Below are 25,585 nucleotides of genomic sequence, written 5' to 3' on the forward strand. Positions count from 1 at the left end.
GGAATGCAGAAAGTCGCGGTCTTCCGGAAACACCAAGTATGGGATTTTTTTGCGTCCGGTTCCGCGAGCTATCACAGTAGACTCACCAGCCCAGACTTCGATGAGGTCAAAGGATATGAGGCTAACGGACTTTATCCGTTCAAGTTTAGAGGAGATTCTCCAGGCGTGGGAAAAGAACGCAGCCGCCATTCTCCCGGACAGGAACTACACCCGGGACGAGTTGCGTGACCACGTTCGCCATATGCTAATGGGCATTACAGCCGATATGGAGCGGCCGCTGACCGAGCTTGAACAAAATGAACGTTCTCAAGGTTTCGGCCCGAGGCCCGAGAGTGAGACGTCGGCTCAGATTCATGGCGCTGAGCGGCAGGACCTGGGTGCCGACATTGTACAGGTCGCGACGGAATTTAGAGCGTTGAGAACCACCATTATCCAACTCTGGCAGAAAGGGGGTAGGACGGAGCTAGAGACGGCCGACGTTGACGATATCGTTCGTTTCTACGAAGCGATTGATCAGGCGCTGGTCGAATCGGTAGACCGCTATGCCCATGAAAAGGAAAAGCAGGGCCGGCTGTTCGAAACGATGCTTGCATCCCTCCCCGACCCGTGTTGCGTGTTGGGTCTCGATGGTCGCTTCCTTTATGCAAACCGAACCATGGCCGATCTCTGTGGCTTAACACGAACCGAACTGGTGGGCCGAAAATTCGAAGAGTTCAAGCTGCATACGTCATACAACGGCTTGGACCCGCTACAACAGGTCATTTCCAGTAAAAAGGAAGTGCGCGGCGACATCGAGATTGGCGCACACGCCGAACGCGCACGCCACTTCGAGTATGTCTATTCGCCCGTATTGGATGCCCACGATAATGTCGAAGCAGTTTCAGGCATCGCGCACGACGTTACCGAACGCAAGCAGTCCGAAGCGACAATATGGCATCACGCGAATTATGACCACTTGACCGATGTACCCAACCGGCGCCTATTCATTGATCGGCTCAACCAACACGCCAGCCACTCCGTACGCACCGGCGAGCCATTTGCCGTGCTGTTTATCGACCTGGATCGTTTCAAGGAAGTCAACGATCAACTGGGGCACGATGCGGGGGATCGCCTACTACAGATCGTTGCCCGGAGGATAGAGTCCCATATACGACAGAGCGACACGGTTGCCCGCCTTGGCGGCGATGAGTTTACCGTGCTGTTGCTCAATGCGGGCTCCCGCGAAGACGTCGAGCAGATCGCCAGCAGCATTCTCCGGGACCTGGCGAAGCCATTCTATTTGAATAATGATGGTGTAACGATTTCCGGTAGCATCGGTATCACGCTGCTCCCCAATGATGCGCAAACCGTCAAACAGTTGATGAACAATGCGGACCAAGCGATGTACCTGGCCAAGAGCGCCGGGCGCAATCAACTCTGTTTTTTCGAAGACGTCATGGCTCACGCCGTAACGGCTCGTCAGGAGCTTGTAGGCTACCTCCGGGCGGCACCGGAGAAGGGTGAGTTGTGCCTCCACTATCAGCCGATTGTCGACTTGAAGACAGGGCGTATTGCAAAGGCCGAAGCCCTGTTGCGTTGGCATCACCCTGTGCGGGGTTTGCTCGCTCCCGGCGAATTTCTCGAGCTGGCTGAAGAAGCCGGTCTGATGGAAACGCTTGAGAACTGGGTATTTTCGGAAGTTGCCGCCGATGTCCAACACTGGGGTATGCTTTCTCAGGAACCGTTTCAGGTGACGATCAACACCTCTCCGTTGCAGTTCATGCATAACGATCATATCAAGCCATGGGAGCCGCACTTGGGCGCCTTTGCCGAATCAAGTACGTCTATCGCGGTCGAACTCTCGGAGAGCGTTTTCCTGCAGGATTCAGCTCACCTCGACGAGCGTTTCTCAACGCTCCACAAGGCTGGCATTCAACTCGCGCTGGACGATTTCGGCACCGGTTATTCATCCCTGGCTTACCTCAAGCGATTCGATATCAACTATCTCAAGATCGACCCGTCCTTTGTCAGGGATGACGGTACGAACCCCAGCAACAAGGCGATTGCCGAGACCATTGTCGTTATGGCTCATAAACTGGGACTGCAGGTGGTGGCCGAAGGCGTCGAGACTGAAGCGCAGCGTGACTGGCTGAAAGAAGCCGGATGTGACTACGCCCAAGGATTCCTGTTTTCGCATCCAATGCCGGCCGTCTCCATGGAGCTGCTGCTAAAAAGCGGGCGTGCATTTCACTAAACCACATTTAGCGGCTACCAGACTGGCAAGCATCGAACCATTTTTTCGACCTGATTTGCCGGCGTCGTTGACTTCTCACTATGCGGTCCGGGCTACCGCAGGTATCCTTCGCACTGGCTGACGCGGATATGCCCGCGTCAGTCGTTTTTACTAGTTCTCAGATAGATTTAGCGATCCTAATGTCTTTATTTTTCAATTTGTCCCGCAACACCCGGCACGTCCTTGTTCTCGCGGTGGTCTGTGTCTTGACCCTGATGTTTTTCTGGCGCTCGGATACCTCCAGCGCAGTTTCAGTCCCCGTCGAGACCTTCCCCGATGACCGGCTGTCCGGAGTGAACCAAGAGCCGATTCAATTACCGGTAATGGCGATGCCGGTTGCCGAAGAGCAAAAAAACGCCTTTGCGGCGGCCATGGAGCCGCAGCCCACTACCGAGGTCTATGAGATCCAGCCTGGCGATACCCTCAGCGAAATCTTTGAAGTTCACGGCGTAGCCGCGAAAACCTTGCATCAGTTATTGGCGGCGGACGCCGAATTCCTTGCTCTTGAAACGTTGCAGCCGGGCACCTTGTTGACCTTCACGTTCGACGTGAATAATCAGTTGCAATCCGTTGAATTGGAATTGGATCCAGGCCGGACAGTGAGCTACTCGCGGCTGGATGGCGGCGATTTCGAGCACGAACTGGTGACTGAACCGATGCGCTGGCATACGGTTCTAATCTCAGGCGACATTCAGGGCAGTTTCTATGCGTCGGGTCTCGAGGCCGGCTTACACAAGGGGCAAGTTGCGCAAGTGAGCCAGCTTTTGAAAAACAAGCTGAACTTTCGCCGGGATTTGCGAGCCGGCGATACCTTTTCGGTTGTTGTCGGCGAAGAAATGACAGCGACCGAAGCCACCGGCAACAGCCGTATCGAGGCCATCGTTTTGCATCGAGGCGCCCGGCCCTACTACGCCTTCCTGCATTCCGATGGAAACTATTACGACCAGAGTGGCGAAAGCGTCACGCCCGCTTTTCTGCGCTATCCCACCAAGCACCGTTATCGGATCAGTTCGTCTTTCGATCCTTACCGTCTGCATCCGGTCACTGGCCGACGCGCTCCCCACAACGGCGTGGACTTGGCGACACCGCCGGGTACGCCTATCGTAAGCACGGGCGACGGCATTGTGTCTCGTATCGGCAATCATCCCTACGCCGGGAAATACGTCGAGATTGAACACAGCGGCGCCTTCAAAACCCGTTACCTGCACCTGAGCAGAATCCTCGTCAAGCGGGGCCAGGTAATCAAACGCGGGAAGAAGATTGCCTTGTCAGGTGCAACCGGCAGAGTAACCGGACCTCACCTGCATTTTGAATTCCATGTGAAGCGACACCCGGTCAACCCGTTGACAGCGAAGATCCCAACGTCCGCCCAGGTTCCGGAATCCGGTATGGCCGCATTCAAGGGACGGATCCGGCACCAAATGGCACAGTTGAAGGTACCCAGCCAGATGCCGGCACAGTTCGCCCGGGGAGCCGGGGCTATTGGCGAAGCCGCCTCCGGCCCCCAACAAGACTGGACGACGCTATGCAAACGTCCGGGTCAGTGTCGCTATCATTGAGTGGCGTGCCTTAAGCCTGATGGCTTGTAAGCTTCGTGTAGAGCGTATCCTTGAGGTGGGCACGCTCCTTCTTCATGTCCAGGAAGTGCGTGTCGTCGGTAGGAACTTCACGGTGCTCAAGCCCGCGAATAGACTTATCCAGCTTGTCGTAGTGGTCACAGAGCTCCTTAAACTGTAAATCCGAACCGCGTAGCTCGCGAATCAGATCCTTGTACTCCGGAAAATCTTTGTGCAGTGCGTGATCACTGATCGACATGATTACCCTCCTATCCTCGTGGGCTTGTCCATACGACTGATGGCCCAAGCGCTTTGCTGCCATCAACCCAAGCATAGCATCCACGACGCTTGCGCATGCCGGGCTATAACACATGTTAATCCTGCTGCCGCTCTCCACTGCCCCTGACCGTTTCCTCCCTCGGCGGCCTTTCCTGGGCCAGCGTTATTCCCGGACAATGCGCGGAGCCAAAGCGCATGGCTCGACCGCTACGATCATGGTGTCGCGTCCAGTATTTATTATTTATGCTGCTGCAGAATCTCGGCAGCGATCTCAAACGACGTCTTCCGTGCCTGATGGTCATAAATCTGGCCGGTTACAATCAGCTCATCGACCTGGGTGCGGTCTAAAAAGCGGTCGATCCAAGTTGCTACGCTCGCTTTTGAACCCACCGCGCTCTCGGCGAGCGCCTGTCCCACCTGTTTGCGCTCCAGCACTGAAGCGACCTCCGCCGGGTCGTTCACGGGTGGTTTCAGGGGTCCTGGCGTGCCTCGTCTGAGGGCGACGAATTGCTGCTCCAACGAGGTCATGAGTCGTCGGCCTGCATCATCGGTATCCGCGGCAAATACATTAATACCGGCGGCCGCGTACGGCGCATCGAGATATTGAGAGGGTTCAAAACGCGCCCTGTAGACATGCAGGGCCTCCCCGAGCATGTCCGGAGCAAAGTGGGAAGCGAACGCGAACGGTAGTCCCAGTGCCGCCGCGAGCTGTGCGCTATACAGGCTTGAGCCTAATAGCCATACCGGCACTCTCAGCCCCATCCCAGGCACGGCTTTGACGCGCTGGCCTGGCTGCTCCGGCTCGAAGTAATGCAGCAACTCCTGCACGTCCTGGGGAAACTGGTTGGCGCCATTCACCTGATCGCGACGCAAGGCCATCATTGTTGCGCCATCGGTACCCGGCGCTCGACCTAACCCTAAATCCACCCTATCCGGATAGAGCGCAGCCAGGGTGCCGAACTGTTCGGCAATGACCAGCGGCGAGTGATTAGGCAGCATGACCCCGCCTGAAGCGATGCGAATATGCCGGGTTCCTTCAGCAACGAATCCCAGAGCCACTGCGGTCGCCGCACTGGCGATACCGGTCATGTTGTGATGTTCGGCCATCCAGAAGCGTTTGTAGCCGAGCCTCTCCGCATGTTGAGCAAGGTCCCGGGAATTAAGCAGCGCCTGTCGCGCATCGCTGTCTTCCGTAATCGGGGAGAGATCGAGCAGGGAAAATGCGCGCACGTTGACTCCTTAATGTCGATACAGGGTGTATACGATAAAGGTCCTGGGACCGCGTTCAAGAACCCAGTAGGTTGCTGAACACACTGGTCAGGATCACCAGGCCTGCGACCCAGCCGATAACGGCGGGCCAGAAATTGGGCATCGGCTGACGCTTCTCGCGCGGCTGGGAATCATCGCCGTTGTCAGTCGATGAGCCGCGATGTACCGGATCGTCGAACGGATCGTTCGATGAGCTATTTTCGTTGTGGACCGCCGCTTCGAACTCCGGCCAACCCAGCCACTGGGCCAGAAAGGCCACCACCGGCTCCGGCAATTCGCCCTCGTCCAGGTGCGGCTTTACACGGGGGTACAGCGCATCGCCAACGGCCTCACGGATGTGGTCCTGGTCCGCTGGCGGTTCGGTCAGAATGGCTCGCCAGATCTGCGGATCACGGCGCCGATAGGAATCGTTGAGCATGGCGTCGACCTGAATGACCACCTCACGAACGACTTGCTGATCTTCTGCGTTGAGCGCAACGCCAGCGGGTCTGCTGTCGCCGCGAGGCGCTTCGTCGGTGCTTCCGAAGGCGTCGCCGCTGTCCGGGGTTCGCTGCGGCACATCGAAGCCGGCTTGTCGAAACGCCTCGTCGCGCGCCTGGTCCAGATCGCTCAGGCTATCGCCGGCGGCGAACTTTTTCTGCGACTCATAGGCCTGCTCGATACGGTCGCGATCGTTTGTAGGGCTGATACCGAGAACTTCCCAGCACGTCATAATGAAAACTCCGGAAAAATTAGGCGAAATGGCCAGAGACAGCCGACGCCGACTCCACTACTATGACAAACTTGTAATGCGGCCTTTTTTGGCCCTAATAATAATTAGGCATGTCGCTTCTGTAATTGGTTTTCCGCCACATTAAGCAAGCGACTCCGCCACACGCTCGGCTTAGAATGATCAGAGAAATAACGACGATGCCCTTACTTTTCAAGTATGGAGCGGTTTCCTTCCTATTTACAGGATTCGCCCTTCAAGTTCACGCGCAGGATAACACGCCATTTTCCGCCATCCCCGACGGCGACGGCCAGATAGAGTCTTCCGATTTCAGCAACGCTTACGATTTCGTTTTGGAAGAACCGATGCCCGAGGTTCTGACCACGACCAAACTACGTCAGCCCAAATCGCGGGTGCCGGGTACCACGACCATTATCCAGGGCGAGCTTATTCGGCAGTTAGGGATTCGCAGCTTGGTGGAGGTGTTTCGTCTCGTACCGGGGATGACCGTGGCGCGGGTTGGCAGCAATAAGCCGGTCACCAGCTACCATGGCACGGTTGCCTACGATCAGCGTCGATTGCAGGTTCAAATCGACGGGCGTACCGCCTATCAACCCAACTTGGCGGGCGTCGAATGGCAGGCGATGCCGGTCGCGCTGGAAAGTATCGAGCGTATCGAAATCAGCCGTGGTCCGAATGCAGCGGCCTACGGCATTAACGCCTTCCTCGGCACGATCAACATCATCACCAAATCGCCGGCCGTCACCGATGGGGCTAACGTACGCACGCGTTTTGGCGCCGACGGTTACAAGTCGCTTTATGGGTCGGTCGGTAATGTCGCGGACGATTACCAATGGCGCCTCGCCTACGAGCGCCGGGAGGACAAAGGGTTCGACAAACAGGTCGAGGGCGGCGAAGAAATCCCCTTTCACGACGGCTACGCCTTCGACCTGGTGAACTACGACGCGATAAAACCGCTAAGTGGCGGCGATAGTATCGAAGTCCGCCTCGGTATTATCGAAGGGATCGACGAGGAAGACCGTTTTAAGACAGGCGATTACGAAACTCAGCCTGATATCGAGGTTGAGGATTACTACGTTCAGGCACGGTGGAATGTGGTTGCCTCGGCACGTCACTTCCTCCACTTGCAAACGAGTTATCAGAGTTACGACCGCAACCAGTCCTGGCGCTGGTGCCCGGAGGACGTTGCTTACTGCTTCACGACCAACCAGGATATCGAGGAATCCCGCCTTGAGTTCGAGCTGCAGGATACCTTTAGCTTCACCCAAGACGTTCGGCTCGTATCCGGCATGGGTTATCGCGAAGACCGTGTCGAATCCGATACCTATTTCAACGGCAAAGAGAACAACTACCAGTTTCGTGCGTTCGGGAATCTGGAATATACCCCCATTGAACGCCTGACCCTCAACATCGGCGGCAATTGGGAAACCACCTCCAATCTGGATGAAGGCTTCTTTTCGCCACGAGTGGCCGCCAATATCCAACTCGCGGAAAACCATACGCTCCGCTTCGTCTATTCCGAGGCCGTGCGCATTCCCAGTACCTTCGAGCAAAACGCCGATTGGGGCTATCGCATGCATAATGTCCAACCTGCGGATGTTTATGGCGAGCTGGAGGGCGAGCGTTTTCTCGACGGAATAGCCACTTACGAGAACCTCGATCCGTTTAAGGAAGAGCGCATTATCTCAAGGGAAATCAGCTATTTTGGTCAGAAGCGCTTAGGCAATGGGCTATTGTCGCTTGAAGTCAAATACTTTCACGACCACATCCGCGATGTCATCAGCGGCTTTCTCAGCCCGGAAGACTGGAACCTCGACAATAACGTAGCGCTGGACCAGCAAGGCTTTGAGGTAGAGACCTCCGTTCAATTCCGCGAGACTCAGCTTCGGGCGACCTATGCCTACATGGACCAGGACGGTGAATACCGGGGCGAGCCACAGACACCCCCGCTGACGCCCAAAAAGAAGCAAAAGTTTATTGACCTCGAAAGTCGTCTGACCGTGCAACATTCCGGTAGCGTGGCCTGGATCCAGAGCTATCCTTTCCATATTACGTCGGCAACGGCGTTTTACTGGATGGATAGCCTGAAACGCAATCAGTTCCAGCGACTGGACTTTCGTCTGGCCAAGGCGTTCCATCAACCCAGGTTCAGCTATGATCTGGCGTTCGTCATGCAGCACTATCTCGACGACGAGCCGCCACAGAGCGAAGACAACATTATCGAAGACCGGAATCAGTTCTATATTGAAGCAGGACTAAGATTTTAACGGCCGGCAAGCGATCAACCGGATGCAGTAACGCAAGACCAAGGCAGGTATGGCATTACATTCAGGGCTCAACCTATTAATGGCAACGTGGCGCTGTATGAGCGGCAGGGCGAGGCCTTGGGGTATTCTGTTAATCGCGATGCTGACCGTGTTTACCCTAAGGCCAGCGCTCGCCCAGGAGACGGCATCGTCGTCTAAACCTGTCGAAACACCCGACATATTTATCGCAGGCTCCGATAACCGATCATTCAACGCGCTGTTTATTGACCGGCTGCGGGAGGCGCTATCTCCGGGTACGGCTATCGCGCCCTATTCTGCGCAAGCGGGCTCTGCATCGCCTCGAACGCTGGTCGTTACCCTGGGGCCTGCTGCGCTTAACGACGTTATCCAGCAGGCGCCGCGTCCGCCTGTTTTGGCCTTGATGATCTCGCAAAAACAGTTCGAACAATACGACAACCTTCAGGGGGCGCCGGTTTCCGCACTCTATCTCGACCCGCCCCTCGCGCGGCAAGCGCTTTTGGGCCGGCAAATCCTGCCCCACGCGGCGACCGTCTCCGTATTGGCCAAAGCCGGCGAAGAACATCTTTACCATGAGCTGGCGGACACGCTGAAGGCATTTAGACTGGAGCTTCGGGTATTCACGGTCAAAAATCCGGAAAACCTCGTCGCCACGTTGAGCCGCGCGTTGAATTTCGGCGACTTCCTGCTTGGTACGCCGGACCCCGAGATCTATAACCGGCAAACTATCAAGCATATTCTGCTGACGACCTATCGGCATAATCGGATCCTGATCGGCCCGGAGCGGGCATTTGTGCAGGCGGGCGCCCTAGCCTCAAGCTATACGACGACTGAGGCCTTCATCGATCAGGCCGCCATTATCGTCGATCAGTTCCTTAAGGGCACGACCTTGCCCGATGCGCATTACCCGGAGCGATTTTCAGTGGTATTTAACCAGCAAGTGGCAAGATCGCTGAACATTCCACTGCCGGACAAGGATGTCCTCGTCGAAAACCTGAGCGCGTTGGAAGAGCGCCAAACAGGGGTGGGACATGATTAAGCGAAAACGCACGCTAAACCGACAGCTGCTGTTACTGGGGACCGTGCCGGCGATTCTCATGTTCTTCGTGCTGCTGATATTTTTCACCTCGGTGAGACTCGACGACGTACGCCGTGATCTGTTCCGGTCAACCCAGGTGGTGGCCGATAACCTGGCACCGGCAGTGGAGTATGCCGTGGTTTCCGGCAACCAATTGGCGCTCAAGCAGATCCTCGAACGCACCCTGCAGCGCAGCGACGTCTCCTGGATAAAAATCTGGGATGTGCGCGACGAGCAGGTCGGTATGATATCTCGCACAGATGTTTCGGCCGATAATGACGACTTTTTCGTATTCAGCTCCGACATTCTGCAGCAGCCCCTCGAAATGGAAAGAGGCAATCAGCTCGACTGGTTCGAGCCAGGGTTGTCCAGCCACTCGGGTGCGTTGCGTATCGGCTCCGTTGAAGTCGCCGTATCGGGCTCGCGGCTGACAACGCAACGGCAGGAGATTATTTTTTCCTCCTTTGCAGTGGCGGTTTCAGTGCTGATCGTCACGCTGCTGATCGTCAACCAAATCGCCCACCGTATATCGGGACCTATCTTAAAACTCACCACTAACGTCAAGAAATTGATCGACGGCCACTATGGGGCACCTGAACATTCTGCCTACGTCGCCGCCGAAATCAGCGAACTGGAACATAACCTCGGCGCCTTGGCTCATCATCTCTCGCAACTCAAGGCGTCTCGGGAGAAAACCCTCGAAGCCTCGGAAGGCGCGCGCGAGCGCGCCGAATCGGCAAGTCGCGCCAAGTCCGAATTCCTGGCCATGATGAGCCACGAGCTGCGCACGCCCCTTAACGGCGTCTTGGGCATGCTTGAGCTGGTGGCAGACGAGCCGATGACCGAGCGCCAGAAGGACTACACCCAAACCGCGCGTCGGGCCACCGAGGATTTGCTCACGGTGATCAGCGATATTCTCGACTACTCCCGGGTAGAGCGCGGCACCCTGAGCCTGGAGGATCGCACCTTCGATCTGCGTCAGTTAATCGAGAACTGCGTAGCCACTCACCGACATGAGTGCGAGGTCAAAGGGCTGGATCTCGAACTAAGGTTCTCCAGCAACTGGCCAAACGCTGGCCGGGTCAAGGGCGACGCAAGCCGCCTACGCCAGGTCCTGGCAGGATTACTGGATAATGCCATCAAGTTTACCGAGGAAGGGCACATCAGTATCCGCAGCGAATGGCTGGAAGTGGAAGGTGAATCGATTTACCTCAGCTGCGAGGTACGGGATTCGGGCTCGGGCATTCCGTCCGAGTATCTTTCGGGGATCTTCAACAGCTTTGAACAAGTGGACAGTTCCTCTTCGCGCCGTTATGGCGGCACGGGCATGGGGTTGGCGCTGGTGCAGCGACTGATCGAGTTGATGGGCGGCCATATTCGGGTGGATACCGACCTCGGAGCGGGTTCGGCCTTTTACTTCGAACTGCCGTTCAGCGCGGTGAAAAGCCCAGACGCCGAAGAAGAGACAGTAAGCACGCCGCAGGCCGCGTTGCCGGGCCGCCACGCTGGTGTCGTTGTAAGTCAAAAAACAGCGGAAACCGCGTTGGCCCTGATTGTCGAGGATAATGAGGTGAACCAGCGGGTCGCATGTGCTCTACTCAGACAGTTTGGCTTCCATACCATCAGCGCCGAAGATGGCGAAGTCGCCGTCAATCTTGTGACCGGAGGCCGGCACACCTACGATCTGATACTTATGGATTGCCAGATGCCCGTGATGGACGGCTATGAGGCCACACGATCCATACGCGCCTGGGAAGCGGCCCACGAAAAGGAGCCGTTACCGATCATTGCGCTCACTGCGGATGCCCTACCCGGCACGGACCACGCCTGTAAATCGGCGGGAATGAACGATTATCTGGCCAAACCCGTGAGAAAGGAAAAGCTACGCAACGTCATTAACCGTTGGTTGCCTCTGCCGGAATCCCAAACCGGAATCGATGGCGAATGACCGGCACAGGCAACGTCCGAACAGGTCGTTAACCCACGGTACGGGAGAGCTCGCGCATCGTGACGAACTCTTCCGCGGATGTGGGGTGGATACCCACAGTGCTATCGAAATCAGCCTTCGTCGCGCCCGCCTTGATCGCTACAGCCAGGCCCTGAAGGATTTCGCCCGCATCCGGCCCCACCATATGGGCAGCCACCACGCGATCGCTGGCATCGTCGACAATCAGCTTCATCAGGCAGCGTTCATCGCGCCCCGAAAGCGTGTGTTTCATGGGTTTAAAGGCGGAACGGTAGATGCGCAAGCGACCGTATTCTGTCAGGGCCATCGCTTCAGTCGGTCCAACCGTACCGATGTTGGGCTGGCAGAACACCGCTGTCGGAATAGCCGTGTAATCCATGGCGCCCTCTCCATCGCCAAATAGCCGGCGCGAAAGTACCATAGCCTGACCCAAAGCAACCGGCGTGAGTTGCGGCGTGCCGATCACATCGCCCAGTGCGGTTATAGACGGCACGGCGGTCTGGAAATGGTCATCGACTTCGATATGTCCGGAAGCCGTCATCTGAACCCCTAGGTCATCCAAGCCCAGGCCGTCCACCAACGCTCGACGGCCGGTCGCCGCCATGACCAGCCCGGACGTCATAACCGAGCCGTCACTGAGCTCCAGTTTGTAATGGGCACCTTCGGGATTGATGGCTTTGATGGTCGTGCCAAAACGAAGCTCGATACCTTTTTTTCGCATCTCTTCTGCCACGAACTCGCGAATATCGTCATCAAAACCGCGCAGAAACAGTTCACCGCGGTAAACCAGGGTCGTGCGAACCCCTAACCCGGCCAGGATACCGGCAAACTCGACGCCAATATAACCACCACCCCAGATCACGGCTTCGCTGGGGAGCTGCGGTAAATAGAACATGTCGTTGGAGGTGAGGATGCACGACTTGCCGGGGATATCGGGAATCACCGGCCAGCTGCCAGTCGCGACCGTAACGTGGCTGGTCGAGATCCGGCGCTCCCCGACCACCACCGTGTGCGGATCTTCGATGCGGGCGGTCCCTTCTATGATCGTGACGCCTGCGTTCTCCAGCAACCGCTGGTATATGCCATTGAGCCGATGGATCTCAGTATTCTTATTGGCAACCAGTTTGGGCCAGTCAAAGCTGACCTGATCACGGGGGACCGACCAGCCATAGCCAGCGGCATCTTCGATATCCTCGCCAACGTGAGAACCATAGACAAAAAGTTTTTTGGGGACGCAGCCCACATTGACGCAGGTGCCCCCGAGGTAGCGGGACTCGACGACTGCAACGCGGGCGCCACGCTGGGCCGACATACGGGCCAGGCGCACACCACCGGAACCCGCGCCGATGACCACCAGATCAAATTCGAACTTCTCCGACACAATGACTCCTTGCTACAGCTACTGTTTACTACCGCTGCCCTTTAAATCACTACTGGGACTGAACGGAAACCACTACTGGACGGTCGCGTTCAGGGGCGCCGAGACGTCGCGGTAAAGAATATATTCCCGGAGGTCCCCCATCTGGACCTCCCCCAGGTTGCGGAAGCCCAGGGACTCGTAAAATTGCAGATAGCGACTGTTGCCGGTATCCAGCACCAGCCCTTGGCCGCGGGGGTTATCTTCGCACAAGCGCTCTACTGCTTCGAGCAGCAGGCGACCGTATCCCCGGTCCTGATACTTGGGATGCACGCCCATCAACGGTAGCTGATGAACACCTTCGTCAGGCAGTTTGGCGCAAATTTGCTCATGATAATCGATATAGCGCCGGGTCGAGGAGAAGCCCGCAGTCAGCATCATCCGGATCCGCCACGAAAACTGATGCGCCAGATCGAGACGCAGCTCGGGGTCGCCCAGAAAAGCAACCGCAACGAGCGTGTCGCCTAGCATCAGACCAATGGCATCCTGATCCAGCTCGAAATAGAGGCTGATGAGTTCGCGTACGGTGGCCCGCACTCGCTTGTCATAGCCGGGCCGCTGGTGGTCGAAAAGATAGTGAAACGTGGGCTCGTGGCGGTAAGCCTTATACAGAATGGATTTCGCCTCGTTCAGGGCACTGCTATCCAAACGCACAACAACGGGTTCGGCGTTTTCCGTGTCGTTTTCCGCGTCGTTTTCAGTACTGTCTTCAAGGGCGTCGGAGACCATGGGCTCACCTCGGATCTGTTGCCAGACTCGTATCGCCGGAAAAGCGTACCCTCCGGCAGCGATCTATTAATGAACGACCAATCGATTAATCAAATCTCCAGGGACAATCTGACGCTAACGATGCCGGGATCGTCCTCTCTGTCGATCGAGGCCTGATCGACCGCGATGCCGTACTGCTGGGTCAGGTTTTCCAGCCAGCGGGCCACTTGGTTAAAAGCCGCATCCTCGATCCAGATCCGCATGCCACTTTCACCACTGGGCTCAAACCGCTGGAGCGATAAGCCAGCCTCATTGGCGCTACTGGTCACCGTCGCCATCAGCGACCGGGTATTCGTAATCTGCGAAGCAACCCCGGCGTTATCGCTCGACGCCGCCAAATTGCGAATCTCGCCTTGGTTCTGTTGCATCCACGCCAGTAGGTCTGCGGCGGACTGGCGCTCATCCAGAGCATCGGCATTAAAACCGGCAGCCGGACGCCATACGACGAAGTAAAGCAAGAACAGGACAATGGCCGCCGCCATGACCTGGAGCGCGATCTGGTCGCGACGGGGTAAATGATCGTACTGGGTGATCAATTTCTGAACCGAGGGGTTCTTTCGCAACGACTGCATCATGAGTCCGCTCCCCCACTGACGGTCAGCCGGGCGCGGGCCCCGCTGGCGTCATTCACCACCGACCCGATGCGGGCGTCCAGACCGCGCTCACCGATAGCGCTACGCAATGCGCTGAGCCGATCGTAGCTGTCGGCCCTGAGTTCAACCACCAGTTCACCCCGCTGACGGCTGTAGTTGACCGAGCTAAATTGCACGTTCTGCCCTCCACCCAGTCTTGAGTATTCGGCGCCGGCCTGGGACAGGAGCGACAGGAAATCCGCCTGGGGCCCCTGTTGGCGGGCCAAACGCAGCTGGCCTTCGAGTACGCGTCGAACATTTTGAGGCGTTGCTTGCCGGTCGCTGGGGAATACATCCCGGTAGATCGACATGGCTTGTTGTTCCAGCTGTCGCGATTCCTGCAAATGGTAGTAGCCAAGCCCCGCTTCGACACCGACCTGTAAAACGAACCAAAGCCCGGCGATCACCGCCGCCGGGCGCCAGAGGCGCCAAAGACCGCCGGTGCGGTCCACCGCCTCGAACTGGCCCTGGCATAGATTGATCGGTGAACACAGTAGATTATGGTGGGCGTGGGCCAACAACTCGAGCGGCGCCATCTGCAAGGATTCCTTGGCGATCCGCAATCGCTCCTGTTTTTCAAGCTCGGCGACAACATGGGCCTGGGCTTCGAGGTCGGCCTCGCTGCCGTAAAGAGCGATAGGAATCTCCGCCACCACCTCGTTTTCGCCCGGCGAGGCTAGAGTGTACGAAAAAATCCCCAAGTTGGCGGTATCCATACGGAACCACTCGCCCCGCGAACCCGCGACCAAGGTGTCTTCGCCCGCTAAGCAGATACACCAGCGGCTATCGTTGGCGGGTAACAGAGCGGCGTCGGGATACATCGAATCCAGATCCGCCCCCTGCACGGCATCGAACAACTCATGCCAAATAGCCATGCGCTGGCGGTCGATAGCGGCGACCCGGAACCCCTGGTCTGATCGTTCCCCCAGCGCCAAGTGTACCGAATCGATGTCCTGGGCAATCTGTTCCTCGACAGCGAACGGCAGCGCCTGGCGGACGTAGCGCGCCTGTTTGGCGGGAATCTCGGCAAAACAGAACAACGCTTCATCCCCCGGTACCAGGCCAATCAAGCGCACATGGTCAAGGTCGTTCTGAGCCAGGGTTTGTTCGATAGCCTCCCGGTCATCGCCTTGTCCGCTGGCCTGAAATACGCCACTGGCATCCACCAGGGTCCAGTTGAAGAGCTGGGCCTCGATATCGCCGTGCAGTGCGCCGAAGGGCGGGACCGGCTGCATGTAGAGTCGATACGACATGAATCAGGATTCCTTGTTGTTCTGCCGCGGTCATCCTGAAGGCTGACCGTCTCCAGAGAGCGTGAAGCGCTCCTTGGTAATCAGGTTTGTCTGGCTTTCGTCTCGGCGCAAGGTAAACATATCGCCCTGCGGATTGCGATAAAGGGTTGTCATCAGGCGGTACACCCGGTCATCGAACGTGATCCGTGAGGCGATATCGAAAAAATCGCTGCGTACCGCTAATCCGGTACCATCGAGCCCCAATCCGGCAAATACGGGATGGGCCAGGAAATCCTGGACCGTCTTGAAATGCTCTTCTTCCTTTTGCCGCTGTTCAATTATGGGCTCCATCTGCTGCGCTGTCAGGTTGTCATGCAGAGACTGGAGCACCACCGCCGGCGCCATATTAACATTGATGGCCGTGCCGGATACGGGCAAGGCGGCCACAAACGGCGCCAGTTTCTGGTACGCCTCCTCGGTTATTCCATTGATCAGGCGCAGTTCGGAAACGCTGGTAAATGGCTGGTTCGCTGCACGATAAGGCGGGCTGAGCCCCAGATACTCCCCGTCCTCCGCACCGTACGCGGACACCGTTTGGTCGTTGGCGTCGACCCAGTCAATCAATGCCTCGACACGAACCGTCGTTATATCCAGTGCCAACAGCAAGCGCTGGAGGCGGTTACGGGTGATTTCATTCACCGCCCCGGATGCATCCAGCAGGTTATTGAGATTGAGCTTCCCGCTCAGGTCGTTGATCTGTACTTCCACAACGCCGGTTTCCTCGTAGGGGATCAGCGCTGAGTATCGAGCCCAGACTTCGCCGGGACTATCGACAAACGCGTTATCTTCCTGGTCTTCGTCGAAATCCCGCCGCAGAATTTGTTGCGCAAAGGCCTCGGCCCCGAACGCAATGGCCTTGCCCTGACTTTGCGACAGGTAATGAGTTGCTTTATAGATGCGCAGCGACTGGAGCTGCATCATCCCCGCCACCATCGTCACCACCAGAGCCATACCCATGAGGACCATGATCAGGGCCACGCCTTGCTGCGCGGACTGCGGATAGCGAATCGGGCGCCTCATTGCGTTGTCTCCAATCCGGAGCCGGCGTCCTGGTTCTGCTGATCCTGGTTATCCTGGTCGTCGGAGGGGTCGTCATCCTCCGCCTCGCCGTCCTCACCCTGCTGGGAAACGAAGCCTTGGGCCGCTTGCGGATCGAAATCGGGGAGCGCAAACAGGCGCCGCAGTTCACCGAATTGCTCATGCTCGATGACCACCTCAACCCCTTTAGGCAACGGCACTGCGGCCAAGGCAGCGGCGGAGTTGGACGTTTGCTGTGCGCCTTCGGCAGTGGGCCACTCGTCCTGCCAGTTATTATTTTCATCCATGAAACGGACTTGAAAATCGGTGACGTGACCCAGTAGCAACTGATCGCGGCCCTCGGCGTCCTGGGCTAGATCGAGCATCCCCCAATAGCGGCGGTGCAGTTTATCTCCGGTGAACTCGTAAGTGGCCCGTTGAAGATCGCTGCGCCGGTTGCCCAAGGGATTGCGCCAGCCCTGACGGGTCAGCGAAATGGCAACGCCCTCCTCGCGGCTGGACATGGCGTAGCGCGGATCGCCGTACAGGTCGCGTATTGGCCGGTTGACGACCTGATTGAGATCGCGCTCTATAATGACCATGGCCCGCTGCAGTTGGGCAAAGTCATTGGCCACTGCGTCGACGCGATCCCGGGTACGAATGACGCCGTTAATCATCTGCCAAACCCCAACGCCAACCAACGCGGTAATGCCGACCGCAATCATGACCTCCAGCAGCGTGAAGCCGCTTTGGCGGGAGGCCCGCGTGTACTTGGCGGTCCTAATAATCACCGAGAAACCCCGTCATCTGCGCCAGCGACCGTGCTTCGTCGTTAACGATGACCGCCACGCTGACATCCACCCGGCGGATCCTGGGGTCCTCCGTCGCGCTGACCACGGTTTCCAGTTGCCATCTGCGGTTGGCGTAGTCCATCTCGTCGGTTTCTTCAGAAATTTCAGGCAGGTTTTCCAGCAATCGCATCTCGGTGATTTCGTTCTCGGCAATCCACGTGGCCAACGTACGATCGCGGATACGCTCGTAGGTACCGATATAATTGCTGGCGACTTCCGAGGCGGCGGTCGCAATGACGCCGAAGACCAATACCGCAACCAGCACTTCTATCAGCGTAAATCCTTGAGCGCGAAAGCGTTGAACACGGGGACCTTTTGCGCTCCGGGAAACAGGGCTGGTTTGCCGGATATCCCACATCAGAACGCGTCCTCATCCGCCGGCGTATGCCATTGGAGCCCGTTCAATCCGTCGGATTCAATACGGTAGACGAGATCGTTATTGTCGCCGGCGGTCATTTGCATTTCGAAGGGTGTCATTTCACCGGAAGAGAAAAAAACCAGGTCGGGCTGGGGCGCGTCGTCGTCTTCGCCGCCCCCGGGCAATGTCGGCAGGTCGTCTTCCGTTTGATAGGTCAAGGCCATCCACTCGGGCACTTGGCGCTTGGCAAACAGGCGCTCCCCCTGGGGCTCCCATATCTGTTCAAGGCCGTTATAGGCCACGAACCGATAGGATTCGTCATCGACAACCAGTCCCATTTCCTGGTTATTCAGCACGGCCTGCTCGGACGCGGTCTGCATCAGCAGGAACATTTCACGGGCAGCGTTTTCCAGCTCCCGCTGCTGAGCGCCGCCGCCCATATTCACCACCGCGATGACGGCAAGCAGGCCGACCACGACCATGACGACCATGATTTCGATCAGTGTGAACCCGCGCGAACGGCGCATAATCGTGAGAGTCATCTGGATGCCGTGAAACTCGCCTGGATGTCGTAAAACCTGCTACCTGGATGTCGCAAACCGACTAAATGTGCTGCAACCCTTCTGAACAGTGCACACCGCTTATTGGTTCGGGTTGTCCGACACGCTGATATCCGCAGCATCGCCGTCACCGCCTTCCCGGCCATCCGAGCCGTAGGAGTATAGGTCGTAGGGACCGTTCACACCCGGGCTGATGTACTGGTAATCATTGTCCCAGGGATCTTGCGGCACCGATTTCAGGTAGCCGTCGGGGTTCCAGTTGCGCGGCTCGGGACTGCCGCTGGGCTTGGTCACCAGGGCCTGTAGTCCTTGCTGGGTGGACGGGTAATGCCCGTTGTCCAGGCGGTAGAGGTCGAGGGCGTTGGCAATGTTGCTCATCTGGGTCTGCGCCACGGTCACCCTGGCCTGATCGCTGCGACCCAAAATATTGGGCGCTACAATAGCAACCAGTAGACCGAGAATTACCATGACCACCATGATCTCGATCAGGGTGAAACCGCCACTTTTATGCATATGCTTCATTGTCATCCGTCTCTTTCGATCGTCAGTTTAATGTTGGCATTCCCTGCCGGGCATTCGCCTTTTCAGACACCTTTTAGCACTGTCTATTTCAAGCGCCTTCTATTTCATGAGTCTGCCCTTTCAAAGGACTTTTTATCCGCAAAGCTACTTCATCCGCAAAGCCACTCAGCCGACCAAGTTGCTCATATTCAGAATCGGCAGCATGATGGCCAGCACGATAATCAACACCACCCCGCCCATAACCAGAAGCATCAGCGGCTCGAATAGGCCGACAAGGGTCTGGATCTTGGCCTGGAGGGTATTCTCCTGCATGTTGGCCGTGCGCTCCAACATGTGATCCAACTCGCCGCTGGTTTCGCCACTGGCGATCATGTGAAGCATCATCGGCGGGAAATATCCCGTGTTATCCAGCGATTTGTGCAGACTGCTACCCTCGCTGACCGCCTGGGCCGCTCCTTTTAAGCGCATCCGCAGGTAATCGTTGGATAGCACCTCCCCCGCAATGCGCATCGCTTCGACCAAAGGCACGCCGCTGGTGGTGAGGATGGATAGTGTACTGGCGTACCGCGCGGTGTTCACACCACGCGACATGCTGGCGAGCCCCGGCATGTGCAGAAGAGACCGGTGAAAACGCAACCGGTTCGATTCCTTGCGCAAGGACATGCGAAAAACGATGGCAGCGGCGGCGATAAGCGCGGCGAGATAGATGCCGTAGTCTGCAAGGAAATCGGACACCGCCAGCATGCCGCGAGTCAATGCGGGCAAGGTTTGCCCCTGCTTGACGAAGACCTCGATGATATCCGGCACCACATAAGTCAACAGGAATACGACAATCGCTACGGCGACGACCGTGAGAATAATGGGATAGATCGCGGCGAGCTGGATTTTCTGCCGGGCTTCCTGGCGCGCTTCGGTGTAGTCCGCCAAGCGGTTGAGCACGAGATCCAGGTGCCCGGCGTGTTCGCCAGCCGCCACGGTTGAGCGATAAAGCCTCGGAAAGGCCCGAGGAAACTCACTCAGGCTATCAGCCAGGGAATAACCTTCCATCACCTTGGATCGGATGGCGATCATCATGCTCTTGATCCGGGGCTTTTCAGACTGCTGGGCTGCGGCGCCCAGCGCCTGTTCCACCGGGATGCCGGACTGGATGAGGGTCGCAATCTGACGCGTCACCAGCGCTAGATCGGAGACGCTCAGCCCCCCACCTCGCCGGCTCAATGGGTTGGAACGGGCTTCCTTTTCCCGGGCGGTTTCGACGGATAACGGCGTCAGCCGCCGCTCCCGCAGCTGTTGCCTGACCGCTCGCGGACTGTCCGCCTCCAGCACGCCGTGTTTCTGCTTTCCCCGGGGGTCCAGCGCTTTGTAATTGTATGCGGGCATGCCTTAACCCCGGTGAGTCACACGAAGAACTTCTTCCACCGTGGTGGAGCCGTTGAGTACTTTGGCCACACCATCGGTATGGATACTGGGGCCATGCCGACGGGCTTCGTGTTCAAGTTCCAGTTCACCGGCCTGTTTGTGGATCAACTGGCTCAGGCTTTCATTGATCTTGACCACTTCGTAAATCCCCATTCGTCCACGATAGCCGAGCTGGTTGCACTCGTTGCAACCTGTGGCCCGATAGATCTGCGGCGGGTCGTTGGGGTCGAGTTGCAGGAATTCGCAGTGCTCTTCCGAAGGGGTATAGGCTTCCTTGCAGTGCGAGCACAGTACCCGCACCAGACGCTGCGCCACAATGCCCACCAGACTCGAGGAAATCAGGAAGGGTTCGATGCCCATATCCATCAAACGGGCAATCGCGCCGACCGCGGTATTGGTGTGTAGCGTCGAGAGCACCAAGTGACCGGTCAAACTGGCCTGCACGGCGATTTCGGCCGTTTCCAGATCCCGGATCTCACCGATCATAACCACATCCGGGTCCTGACGCAGAATCGCACGCAAGCCGCGGGCAAACGTCATATCGACCTTCGGGTTGACCTGGGTCTGACCAATGCCGGAGAGATTGTATTCGATCGGATCTTCAACGGTGAGGATGTTGCGGCTGCGGTCGTTAATCTCCTGCAGCGCGCCATAAAGCGTGGTGGACTTACCCGAACCGGTCGGCCCCGTGACCAAAAGAATGCCATACGGCCGGTGGATCAGTTGGTGAAGAATCTTGAAATCACGCTCGGCCATACCGATGGAGCCGAGACTCAGACGCCCTGCCTGCTTGTCGAGCAGACGCAACACGATACGTTCGCCATTGGACGAAGGCATGGTGGATACCCGCAAATCAACCTCGCGACCGGCCACACGCAGGGAGATCCGGCCATCCTGCGGCACCCGCTTTTCGGCGATATCCAGCCGGGACATAACCTTGATACGAGAGACCAGCAACGGCGCCAGCGCCCGCTTGGGCTGCACGACTTCACGCAGTATGCCGTCCACTCGGAAGCGCACGACAAGCCGTTTCTCGTAGGTTTCGATGTGGACATCCGACGCATTGGTGTTGACCGCTTCGGTGAGGATGGCGTTGATCAGACGAATAATCGGCGCGTCATCTTCCTGCTCCAGCAGGTCTTCGGTTTCCGGTACGGAATCAGCCAGACTGGCCAGATCCATATCCTCGCCGATGCCTTCAACCATCTGCATGGCTTCGGCAGAATCGTTCTGGTAGGCGGCGTTGAGCGCCTCGTCGAAATCCTCGGGTGCGATCGGCTCGAATTTGGCGCGACCGCCGCTTATCCGGTTAGCTTCTGCCAGCGCCGTTGGCGATGCCCCGGGGCGAACCAAAACCTTGATTTCGCCACTCTCTGCACGAGTCAGGATAACGCCGTGCCGCTTGGCAAAGGTAAACGGCAAACGGCCTACCGGGGCATCCTGCGCCTGCATGTTGAGGTCGGTTTCCACGCTGGTCCTCATCTGTTCCTGTCATTAACGAAGGCAAAGGCTACCATACGTCAGTAGGGTGTTTGGTGCCTTTGTCGAGTTATCGGGAAAATTGGGATCTCCGTCAAGCGCATGATGCACCTAATCGTTTATTTTTAAGCAACTTTTGCCTTAATCGGCAGGTGGCACACTGTTATAAATCGCCATCCCTTCGCCGGGGATCGTGAGAGTAATTACCACGCTTTGTCTAAACTGCTAAAGTGCGATGCGCCAAAGCGGTCAATTATACGCGCAACCGAACGAAAGTAGTCGATCAAGGGTCAGAGAGGGTAACGCAACACGTCCTTTCAGGGATGCACCCGACACAGACGAGTTAGGAGATCAACCCAGCTGATGAAAGGCATTGATTCCAGACTTCCCATGATTGCAGCCCTGGCGCTGGTGCTTGCCATGCTGGCGTCGCTGGGTTGGCAGGGCTGGCAATTCTACCAGGCCGAGCAATCGCGCGAGGCTCAGCGAGCCGTACGCACCGAGGCCCAGCAGCCAGCGGCGAGTCAGCAACGGGCCACGGTCAATCTGCCGGAAATCGATCTTTTCGGTGCGCCGGGTGCCCAGGCTCAGGCAGCGCCTCAATCTACCGAAAACCTGCCTGAAACCAACCTGCGCCTGTTTCTGCGCGGCGTTATGGCCGGCGATGAAAACTCCCTTGCAAGCGCACTGATAGAAGGCTCCGATAGCAGGACCGAAGCCTACGCCATCGGTGACGAATTGCCCGGCGATGCCAAGTTGCGCTCGGTGTACGCCAACCGCGTGATTATCGAGCGCAGTGGCAAGCTGGAAAATCTCTATTTTCCAGAACTCTCTGACCGCGGCGGCATCGACGTGACCGGCGGGAGTCCCGAACCCGACGCTGGCCAGCCGGCGCCACCACCAGCCAGCAGCCGTGCGGCGCGCCCCTCGCCCTCTGCGTCTGCAGTGTCGGGAGATCGGCGCGAAGAAATCCGGCGCCGGCTTGAAGACCTTAGGGAGCGCTTGCGGCAAAACAGCAACTGAGGACGAGAATGACCCCGACGCGTATGAGGCAGGGTTTACGGGGCAGGCAAGGCTTGAAAGTGGTAGGCCTGGCCCTGTTGATGACGGCGACCGCCGTCATTGGCATCGAGCTGAGTTCGCGTTTGCTTGAATACATCGCACAGGAATACGGTGAAGACGCCCGCGCCCGCCTGGAGCGCTGGGAGGAGCTGCACCAGCTCGCCAGCCGGGCGCCGGTAGAGCGTCAGCTCCGCTTGGTGAACTCGTTTTTCAACCAAGTGCGGTTTATCAACGACATCGAGCACTGGGGTGACGAAGACTACTGGGCGACGCCGGTGGAAATGCTGGCCACCAACGGCGCCGATTGCGAAGACTTCTCTATTGCCAAGTACTTGACGCTCAGAGCCCTCGGCGTGCCGGACGAACAGCTTCGAATCACTTACGTCAAAGCCATCGAACTTAACCAGGCCCACATGATTCTGGCGTGGTATCCGACCCCTAACGCCGACCCGTTGGTGCTGGACAACCTGATTAACGACATCCGCCCCGCCTCCAGCCGCGATGATCTGGAACCGGTGTACAGCTTTAACGGCGAAGGCCTTTGGTTGCAGCGGCTCGGCGACAGCGATCAACGGATCGGCAATGCGGACAGGCTCGAACGGTGGACAGACCTGAATGACCGGCTAATCGACGCGCTGCGTTAAAGCCGTTGACAGCGTTTCTTTCCTCATATTAGCTTTACGTTAACGTTAGCGTGAACATTGATGATGGGCGACTTTAGCTCCAAGCTCATTGAGTAGATCAGCGACAAGCGGCTGACAACGCATCTGCCAGCAATCACCTGAGAGGACCCGATGACCACTACGCCGCCACTCTGGCAACCGAACCCGGATCGTATCGCCCAGACACGCCTGTCCCAGTTCGAGCAGCACCTGCGTCGGCATTATCCGGACATGGGGCCAGGCTACGAAGGGCTCCACGCCTGGAGTTTGGCAAATACACCGACCTTCTGGCGGGAATTGGCCGAAGAGTACGGCGTGCTGGCCGATTGGCGCGGCCCTGATATAGAAAGCGGGGCCGACGTGGTAGGCCAACGCTTTTTCCCGCAGACGCGTCTTAACTTTGCCGAAAACCTGCTGGCCCGGGGGAACCCGGATGCCGTAGCCATCGTCGAACACCGGGAAGACGGCCGTCGCCGTATCGTTACGTTCGCCGACCTACGTCATAAGTCGCAGGCCCTTGCGGGCTACTTGAAGGCCCAGGGCGTGGAGGCAGGCGATCGGGTCGCGGGGTTTGTGCCCAACGGTATCGAAGCCGTCGTCGGTATGCTCGCGGCGAGCCAGTTAGGCGCTATATGGTCCTCTTGCTCGCCGGATTTTGGCCTCAATGGAGTCATTGACCGGTTCGGCCAAATTGAGCCCAAAGTGTTGATCGCCATCAACGGCTACAGCTACAACGGCAAAGTGATCGATACTCGCCAGCGCGTAGCCGATATCGTCGAGGCATTGCCAACCCTCAACCGCCTGATCCGGATTGACAATTCGGAGCAATGTCCCTGGCCGTCCGATGTTACCGGCACTGGCTGGGACGAGATGCTCAAGACAGCGCCGGAGACCCATTACCCGCGCCTCCCCTTCAACTCACCGCTGTATATCCTGTACTCGTCGGGTACAACCGGCGAGCCCAAGTGCATCGTTCACGGTGCCGGCGGCACTCTGCTTCAGCATATCAAGGAGCTGGCCTTACACACGGACCTGCGCGCCGGCGATCGCATGTTCTACTACACCACCTGCGGCTGGATGATGTGGAACTGGCTGGTCAGTGGTATCGGCCTGGGTGCTACGCTGGTGTTGTTCGACGGCTCCCCCTTTTCGCCTGAACCGTCGGTGCTATGGGATATCGCCGAGAAGGAGCAGATCCGGGTATTCGGTGCCAGCGCCAAGTATTACGCCGCCTGTGAAAAGGCCGGGCTCAAGCCCGGCGAGAGCCATAACCTGGAGCATCTCGATGCCCTGCTGTCCACGGGCAGCCCACTGTCTCACGAAAGCTTCGATTACCTTTATCGCGACGTTAAGGTAGACGTGCGTGTATCCAGCATTTCCGGCGGCACCGATATCGTGGCCTGTTTCGCGCTGGGCAACCCCAACCTGCCGGTTTACCAGGGCGAACTACAGTGCGTCGGGCTAGCCATGGATGTGGCATTCGTCGACGACGACGGCCAACCGCTTACCGCAGGAAAAGGCGAACTGATTTGCCGCAACGCCTTTCCGTCGATGCCGGTAGGCTTCTGGAAGGACAACGACAACGCGCGCTTTTACGAGGCCTACTTCAGCCGCTTTCCGGGTGTTTGGGCTCACGGCGATTACGGCGAATTGAGTGTGCACCCAGAAACGCAGACCACACCCGAGCAACGGGGGGTGCTGATCCACGGTCGCTCCGATGCGACGCTCAATCCCGGCGGGGTGCGCATCGGCACGGCAGAGATTTACCGGCAGGTGGAAAAAGTCGAGGCCGTGCTGGAAGCCCTGGCCATCGGCCAACAGTGGGAAGACGACGTGCGTGTGGTACTCTTTGTGCGGCTGCGCGAGGGTCTGAAGCTCAACGACGAGTTGGTCCAGACCATCCGCCAAACTATCCGCAGCAATACCACACCGCGCCATGTGCCGGCCCGGATTGTCCAGGTGCCGGATATTCCCCGCACGCTCAGCGGCAAGATAGTCGAACTGGCGGTGCGCAATGTGGTGCACGGTGAGCCGGTGAAGAACAAGGACGCTCTGGCTAATCCGGAAGCACTGGAACACTTCGCGCACATACCGGAACTCCAGCAGTAGAG

22 protein-coding genes are annotated in these 25,585 nt (G+C 57.7%); 8 read left to right on the forward strand and 14 right to left on the reverse strand.

What is annotated here, in order from left to right:
- Positions 1–115 precede the first annotated feature (115 nt).
- Both FXO11_RS10235 and FXO11_RS10240 read left to right on the forward strand, forming a co-directional pair.
- Positions 116–2,233, forward strand: a complete 2,118-nt coding sequence (locus FXO11_RS10235; protein ID WP_148862879.1) for a putative bifunctional diguanylate cyclase/phosphodiesterase — start codon at positions 116–118, stop codon at positions 2,231–2,233.
- A gap of 179 nt (positions 2,234–2,412) precedes the next feature.
- Complete coding sequence (locus FXO11_RS10240; protein WP_148862880.1) at positions 2,413–3,831, forward strand: peptidoglycan DD-metalloendopeptidase family protein; 1,419 nt, start codon at positions 2,413–2,415, stop codon at positions 3,829–3,831.
- A 10-nt stretch (positions 3,832–3,841) separates the two neighbouring features.
- Here FXO11_RS10240 and FXO11_RS10245 read toward each other — a convergent pair whose 3' ends face one another.
- From FXO11_RS10245 to FXO11_RS10255, 3 genes are all read right to left on the reverse strand, one after another.
- The gene (locus tag FXO11_RS10245; protein WP_148862881.1) at positions 3,842–4,087 is read right to left on the reverse strand and encodes a YdcH family protein; all 246 of its coding nucleotides are present in this window, start codon (positions 4,085–4,087) and stop codon (positions 3,842–3,844) included.
- 257 nt (positions 4,088–4,344) lie between these two features.
- Complete coding sequence (locus FXO11_RS10250; protein WP_148862882.1) at positions 4,345–5,337, reverse strand: LLM class flavin-dependent oxidoreductase; 993 nt, start codon at positions 5,335–5,337, stop codon at positions 4,345–4,347.
- A gap of 55 nt (positions 5,338–5,392) precedes the next feature.
- Positions 5,393–6,088, reverse strand: coding sequence for a J domain-containing protein (locus tag FXO11_RS10255; RefSeq protein ID WP_148862883.1), 696 nt, complete (start codon positions 6,086–6,088; stop codon positions 5,393–5,395).
- 197 nt (positions 6,089–6,285) lie between these two features.
- Between FXO11_RS10255 and FXO11_RS10260 the strand changes: the two genes are divergently transcribed.
- From FXO11_RS10260 to FXO11_RS10270, 3 genes are all read left to right on the forward strand, one after another.
- Positions 6,286–8,373: a TonB-dependent receptor plug domain-containing protein gene (locus FXO11_RS10260; RefSeq protein ID WP_227545846.1), complete on the forward strand. Its 2,088-nt coding sequence runs from the start codon at positions 6,286–6,288 to the stop codon at positions 8,371–8,373.
- Positions 8,374–8,470: 97 nt separating this feature from the next.
- The gene (locus tag FXO11_RS10265; protein ID WP_168203155.1) at positions 8,471–9,430 is read left to right on the forward strand and encodes an ABC transporter substrate-binding protein; all 960 of its coding nucleotides are present in this window, start codon (positions 8,471–8,473) and stop codon (positions 9,428–9,430) included.
- Positions 9,423–11,417: an ATP-binding protein gene (locus tag FXO11_RS10270; RefSeq protein ID WP_148862885.1), complete on the forward strand. Its 1,995-nt coding sequence runs from the start codon at positions 9,423–9,425 to the stop codon at positions 11,415–11,417. Before FXO11_RS10265 ends, FXO11_RS10270 begins: the two co-directional genes overlap by 8 nt.
- A 28-nt stretch (positions 11,418–11,445) precedes the next feature.
- On the opposite strand, the gene gorA is transcribed toward FXO11_RS10270, so the two are convergent.
- From gorA to gspE, 11 genes are all read right to left on the reverse strand, one after another.
- Complete coding sequence (gene gorA / locus FXO11_RS10275; RefSeq protein WP_148862886.1) at positions 11,446–12,816, reverse strand: glutathione-disulfide reductase; 1,371 nt, start codon at positions 12,814–12,816, stop codon at positions 11,446–11,448.
- A gap of 72 nt (positions 12,817–12,888) precedes the next feature.
- Positions 12,889–13,581, reverse strand: coding sequence for a GNAT family N-acetyltransferase (locus tag FXO11_RS10280; protein ID WP_148862887.1), 693 nt, complete (start codon positions 13,579–13,581; stop codon positions 12,889–12,891).
- Between the two features lie 89 nt (positions 13,582–13,670).
- Entirely contained in the window at positions 13,671–14,195 is a 525-nt protein-coding gene (gene gspM / locus FXO11_RS10285; protein ID WP_148862888.1) for a type II secretion system protein GspM, read from the reverse strand.
- On the reverse strand, positions 14,192–15,505 hold the full coding sequence (gene gspL, locus FXO11_RS10290) for a type II secretion system protein GspL (protein WP_148862889.1): 1,314 nt from the start codon (positions 15,503–15,505) through the stop codon (positions 14,192–14,194). The genes gspM and gspL overlap by 4 nt, the downstream gene beginning before the upstream one ends.
- A gap of 30 nt (positions 15,506–15,535) precedes the next feature.
- The gene (gspK, locus tag FXO11_RS10295) at positions 15,536–16,564 is read right to left on the reverse strand and encodes a type II secretion system minor pseudopilin GspK (protein WP_148862890.1); all 1,029 of its coding nucleotides are present in this window, start codon (positions 16,562–16,564) and stop codon (positions 15,536–15,538) included.
- Entirely contained in the window at positions 16,561–17,352 is a 792-nt protein-coding gene (gene gspJ, locus FXO11_RS10300; protein ID WP_227545847.1) for a type II secretion system minor pseudopilin GspJ, read from the reverse strand. Before gspJ ends, gspK begins: the two co-directional genes overlap by 4 nt.
- A complete protein-coding gene (gene gspI / locus FXO11_RS10305; RefSeq protein WP_148862891.1) occupies positions 17,342–17,770 on the reverse strand; it encodes a type II secretion system minor pseudopilin GspI in 429 nt (142 codons plus the stop codon). The genes gspJ and gspI overlap by 11 nt, the downstream gene beginning before the upstream one ends.
- Positions 17,770–18,312, reverse strand: a complete 543-nt coding sequence (gene gspH / locus FXO11_RS10310) for a type II secretion system minor pseudopilin GspH (RefSeq protein WP_227545848.1) — start codon at positions 18,310–18,312, stop codon at positions 17,770–17,772. Before gspH ends, gspI begins: the two co-directional genes overlap by 1 nt.
- Positions 18,313–18,411: 99 nt before the next feature.
- Positions 18,412–18,852, reverse strand: a complete 441-nt coding sequence (gspG, locus tag FXO11_RS10315; RefSeq protein WP_406565648.1) for a type II secretion system major pseudopilin GspG — start codon at positions 18,850–18,852, stop codon at positions 18,412–18,414.
- 165 nt (positions 18,853–19,017) lie between these two features.
- Positions 19,018–20,232 carry a type II secretion system inner membrane protein GspF gene (gspF, locus tag FXO11_RS10320; RefSeq protein ID WP_148862893.1) on the reverse strand — a complete coding sequence of 405 codons (1,215 nt, stop codon included), beginning with the start codon at positions 20,230–20,232 and terminating at the stop codon, positions 19,018–19,020.
- A 3-nt stretch (positions 20,233–20,235) separates the two neighbouring features.
- Positions 20,236–21,753, reverse strand: a complete 1,518-nt coding sequence (gspE, locus tag FXO11_RS10325) for a type II secretion system ATPase GspE (RefSeq protein ID WP_168203156.1) — start codon at positions 21,751–21,753, stop codon at positions 20,236–20,238.
- A gap of 360 nt (positions 21,754–22,113) precedes the next feature.
- On the opposite strand from gspE, the gene FXO11_RS10330 reads away from it, so the two are divergent.
- From FXO11_RS10330 to FXO11_RS10340, 3 genes are all read left to right on the forward strand, one after another.
- A complete protein-coding gene (locus FXO11_RS10330) occupies positions 22,114–22,773 on the forward strand; it encodes a type II secretion system protein N (protein ID WP_148862894.1) in 660 nt (219 codons plus the stop codon).
- A gap of 8 nt (positions 22,774–22,781) precedes the next feature.
- Entirely contained in the window at positions 22,782–23,456 is a 675-nt protein-coding gene (locus tag FXO11_RS10335; protein ID WP_148862895.1) for a transglutaminase-like cysteine peptidase, read from the forward strand.
- 150 nt (positions 23,457–23,606) lie between these two features.
- Positions 23,607–25,583 (forward strand): acetoacetate--CoA ligase, encoded by a 1,977-nt coding sequence (locus tag FXO11_RS10340; RefSeq protein WP_148862896.1) that lies wholly within the window; start codon positions 23,607–23,609, stop codon positions 25,581–25,583.
- Positions 25,584–25,585 lie beyond the last annotated feature (2 nt).

Source organism: Marinobacter fonticola (assembly GCF_008122265.1).
Classification (GTDB): domain Bacteria; phylum Pseudomonadota; class Gammaproteobacteria; order Pseudomonadales; family Oleiphilaceae; genus Marinobacter_A; species Marinobacter_A fonticola.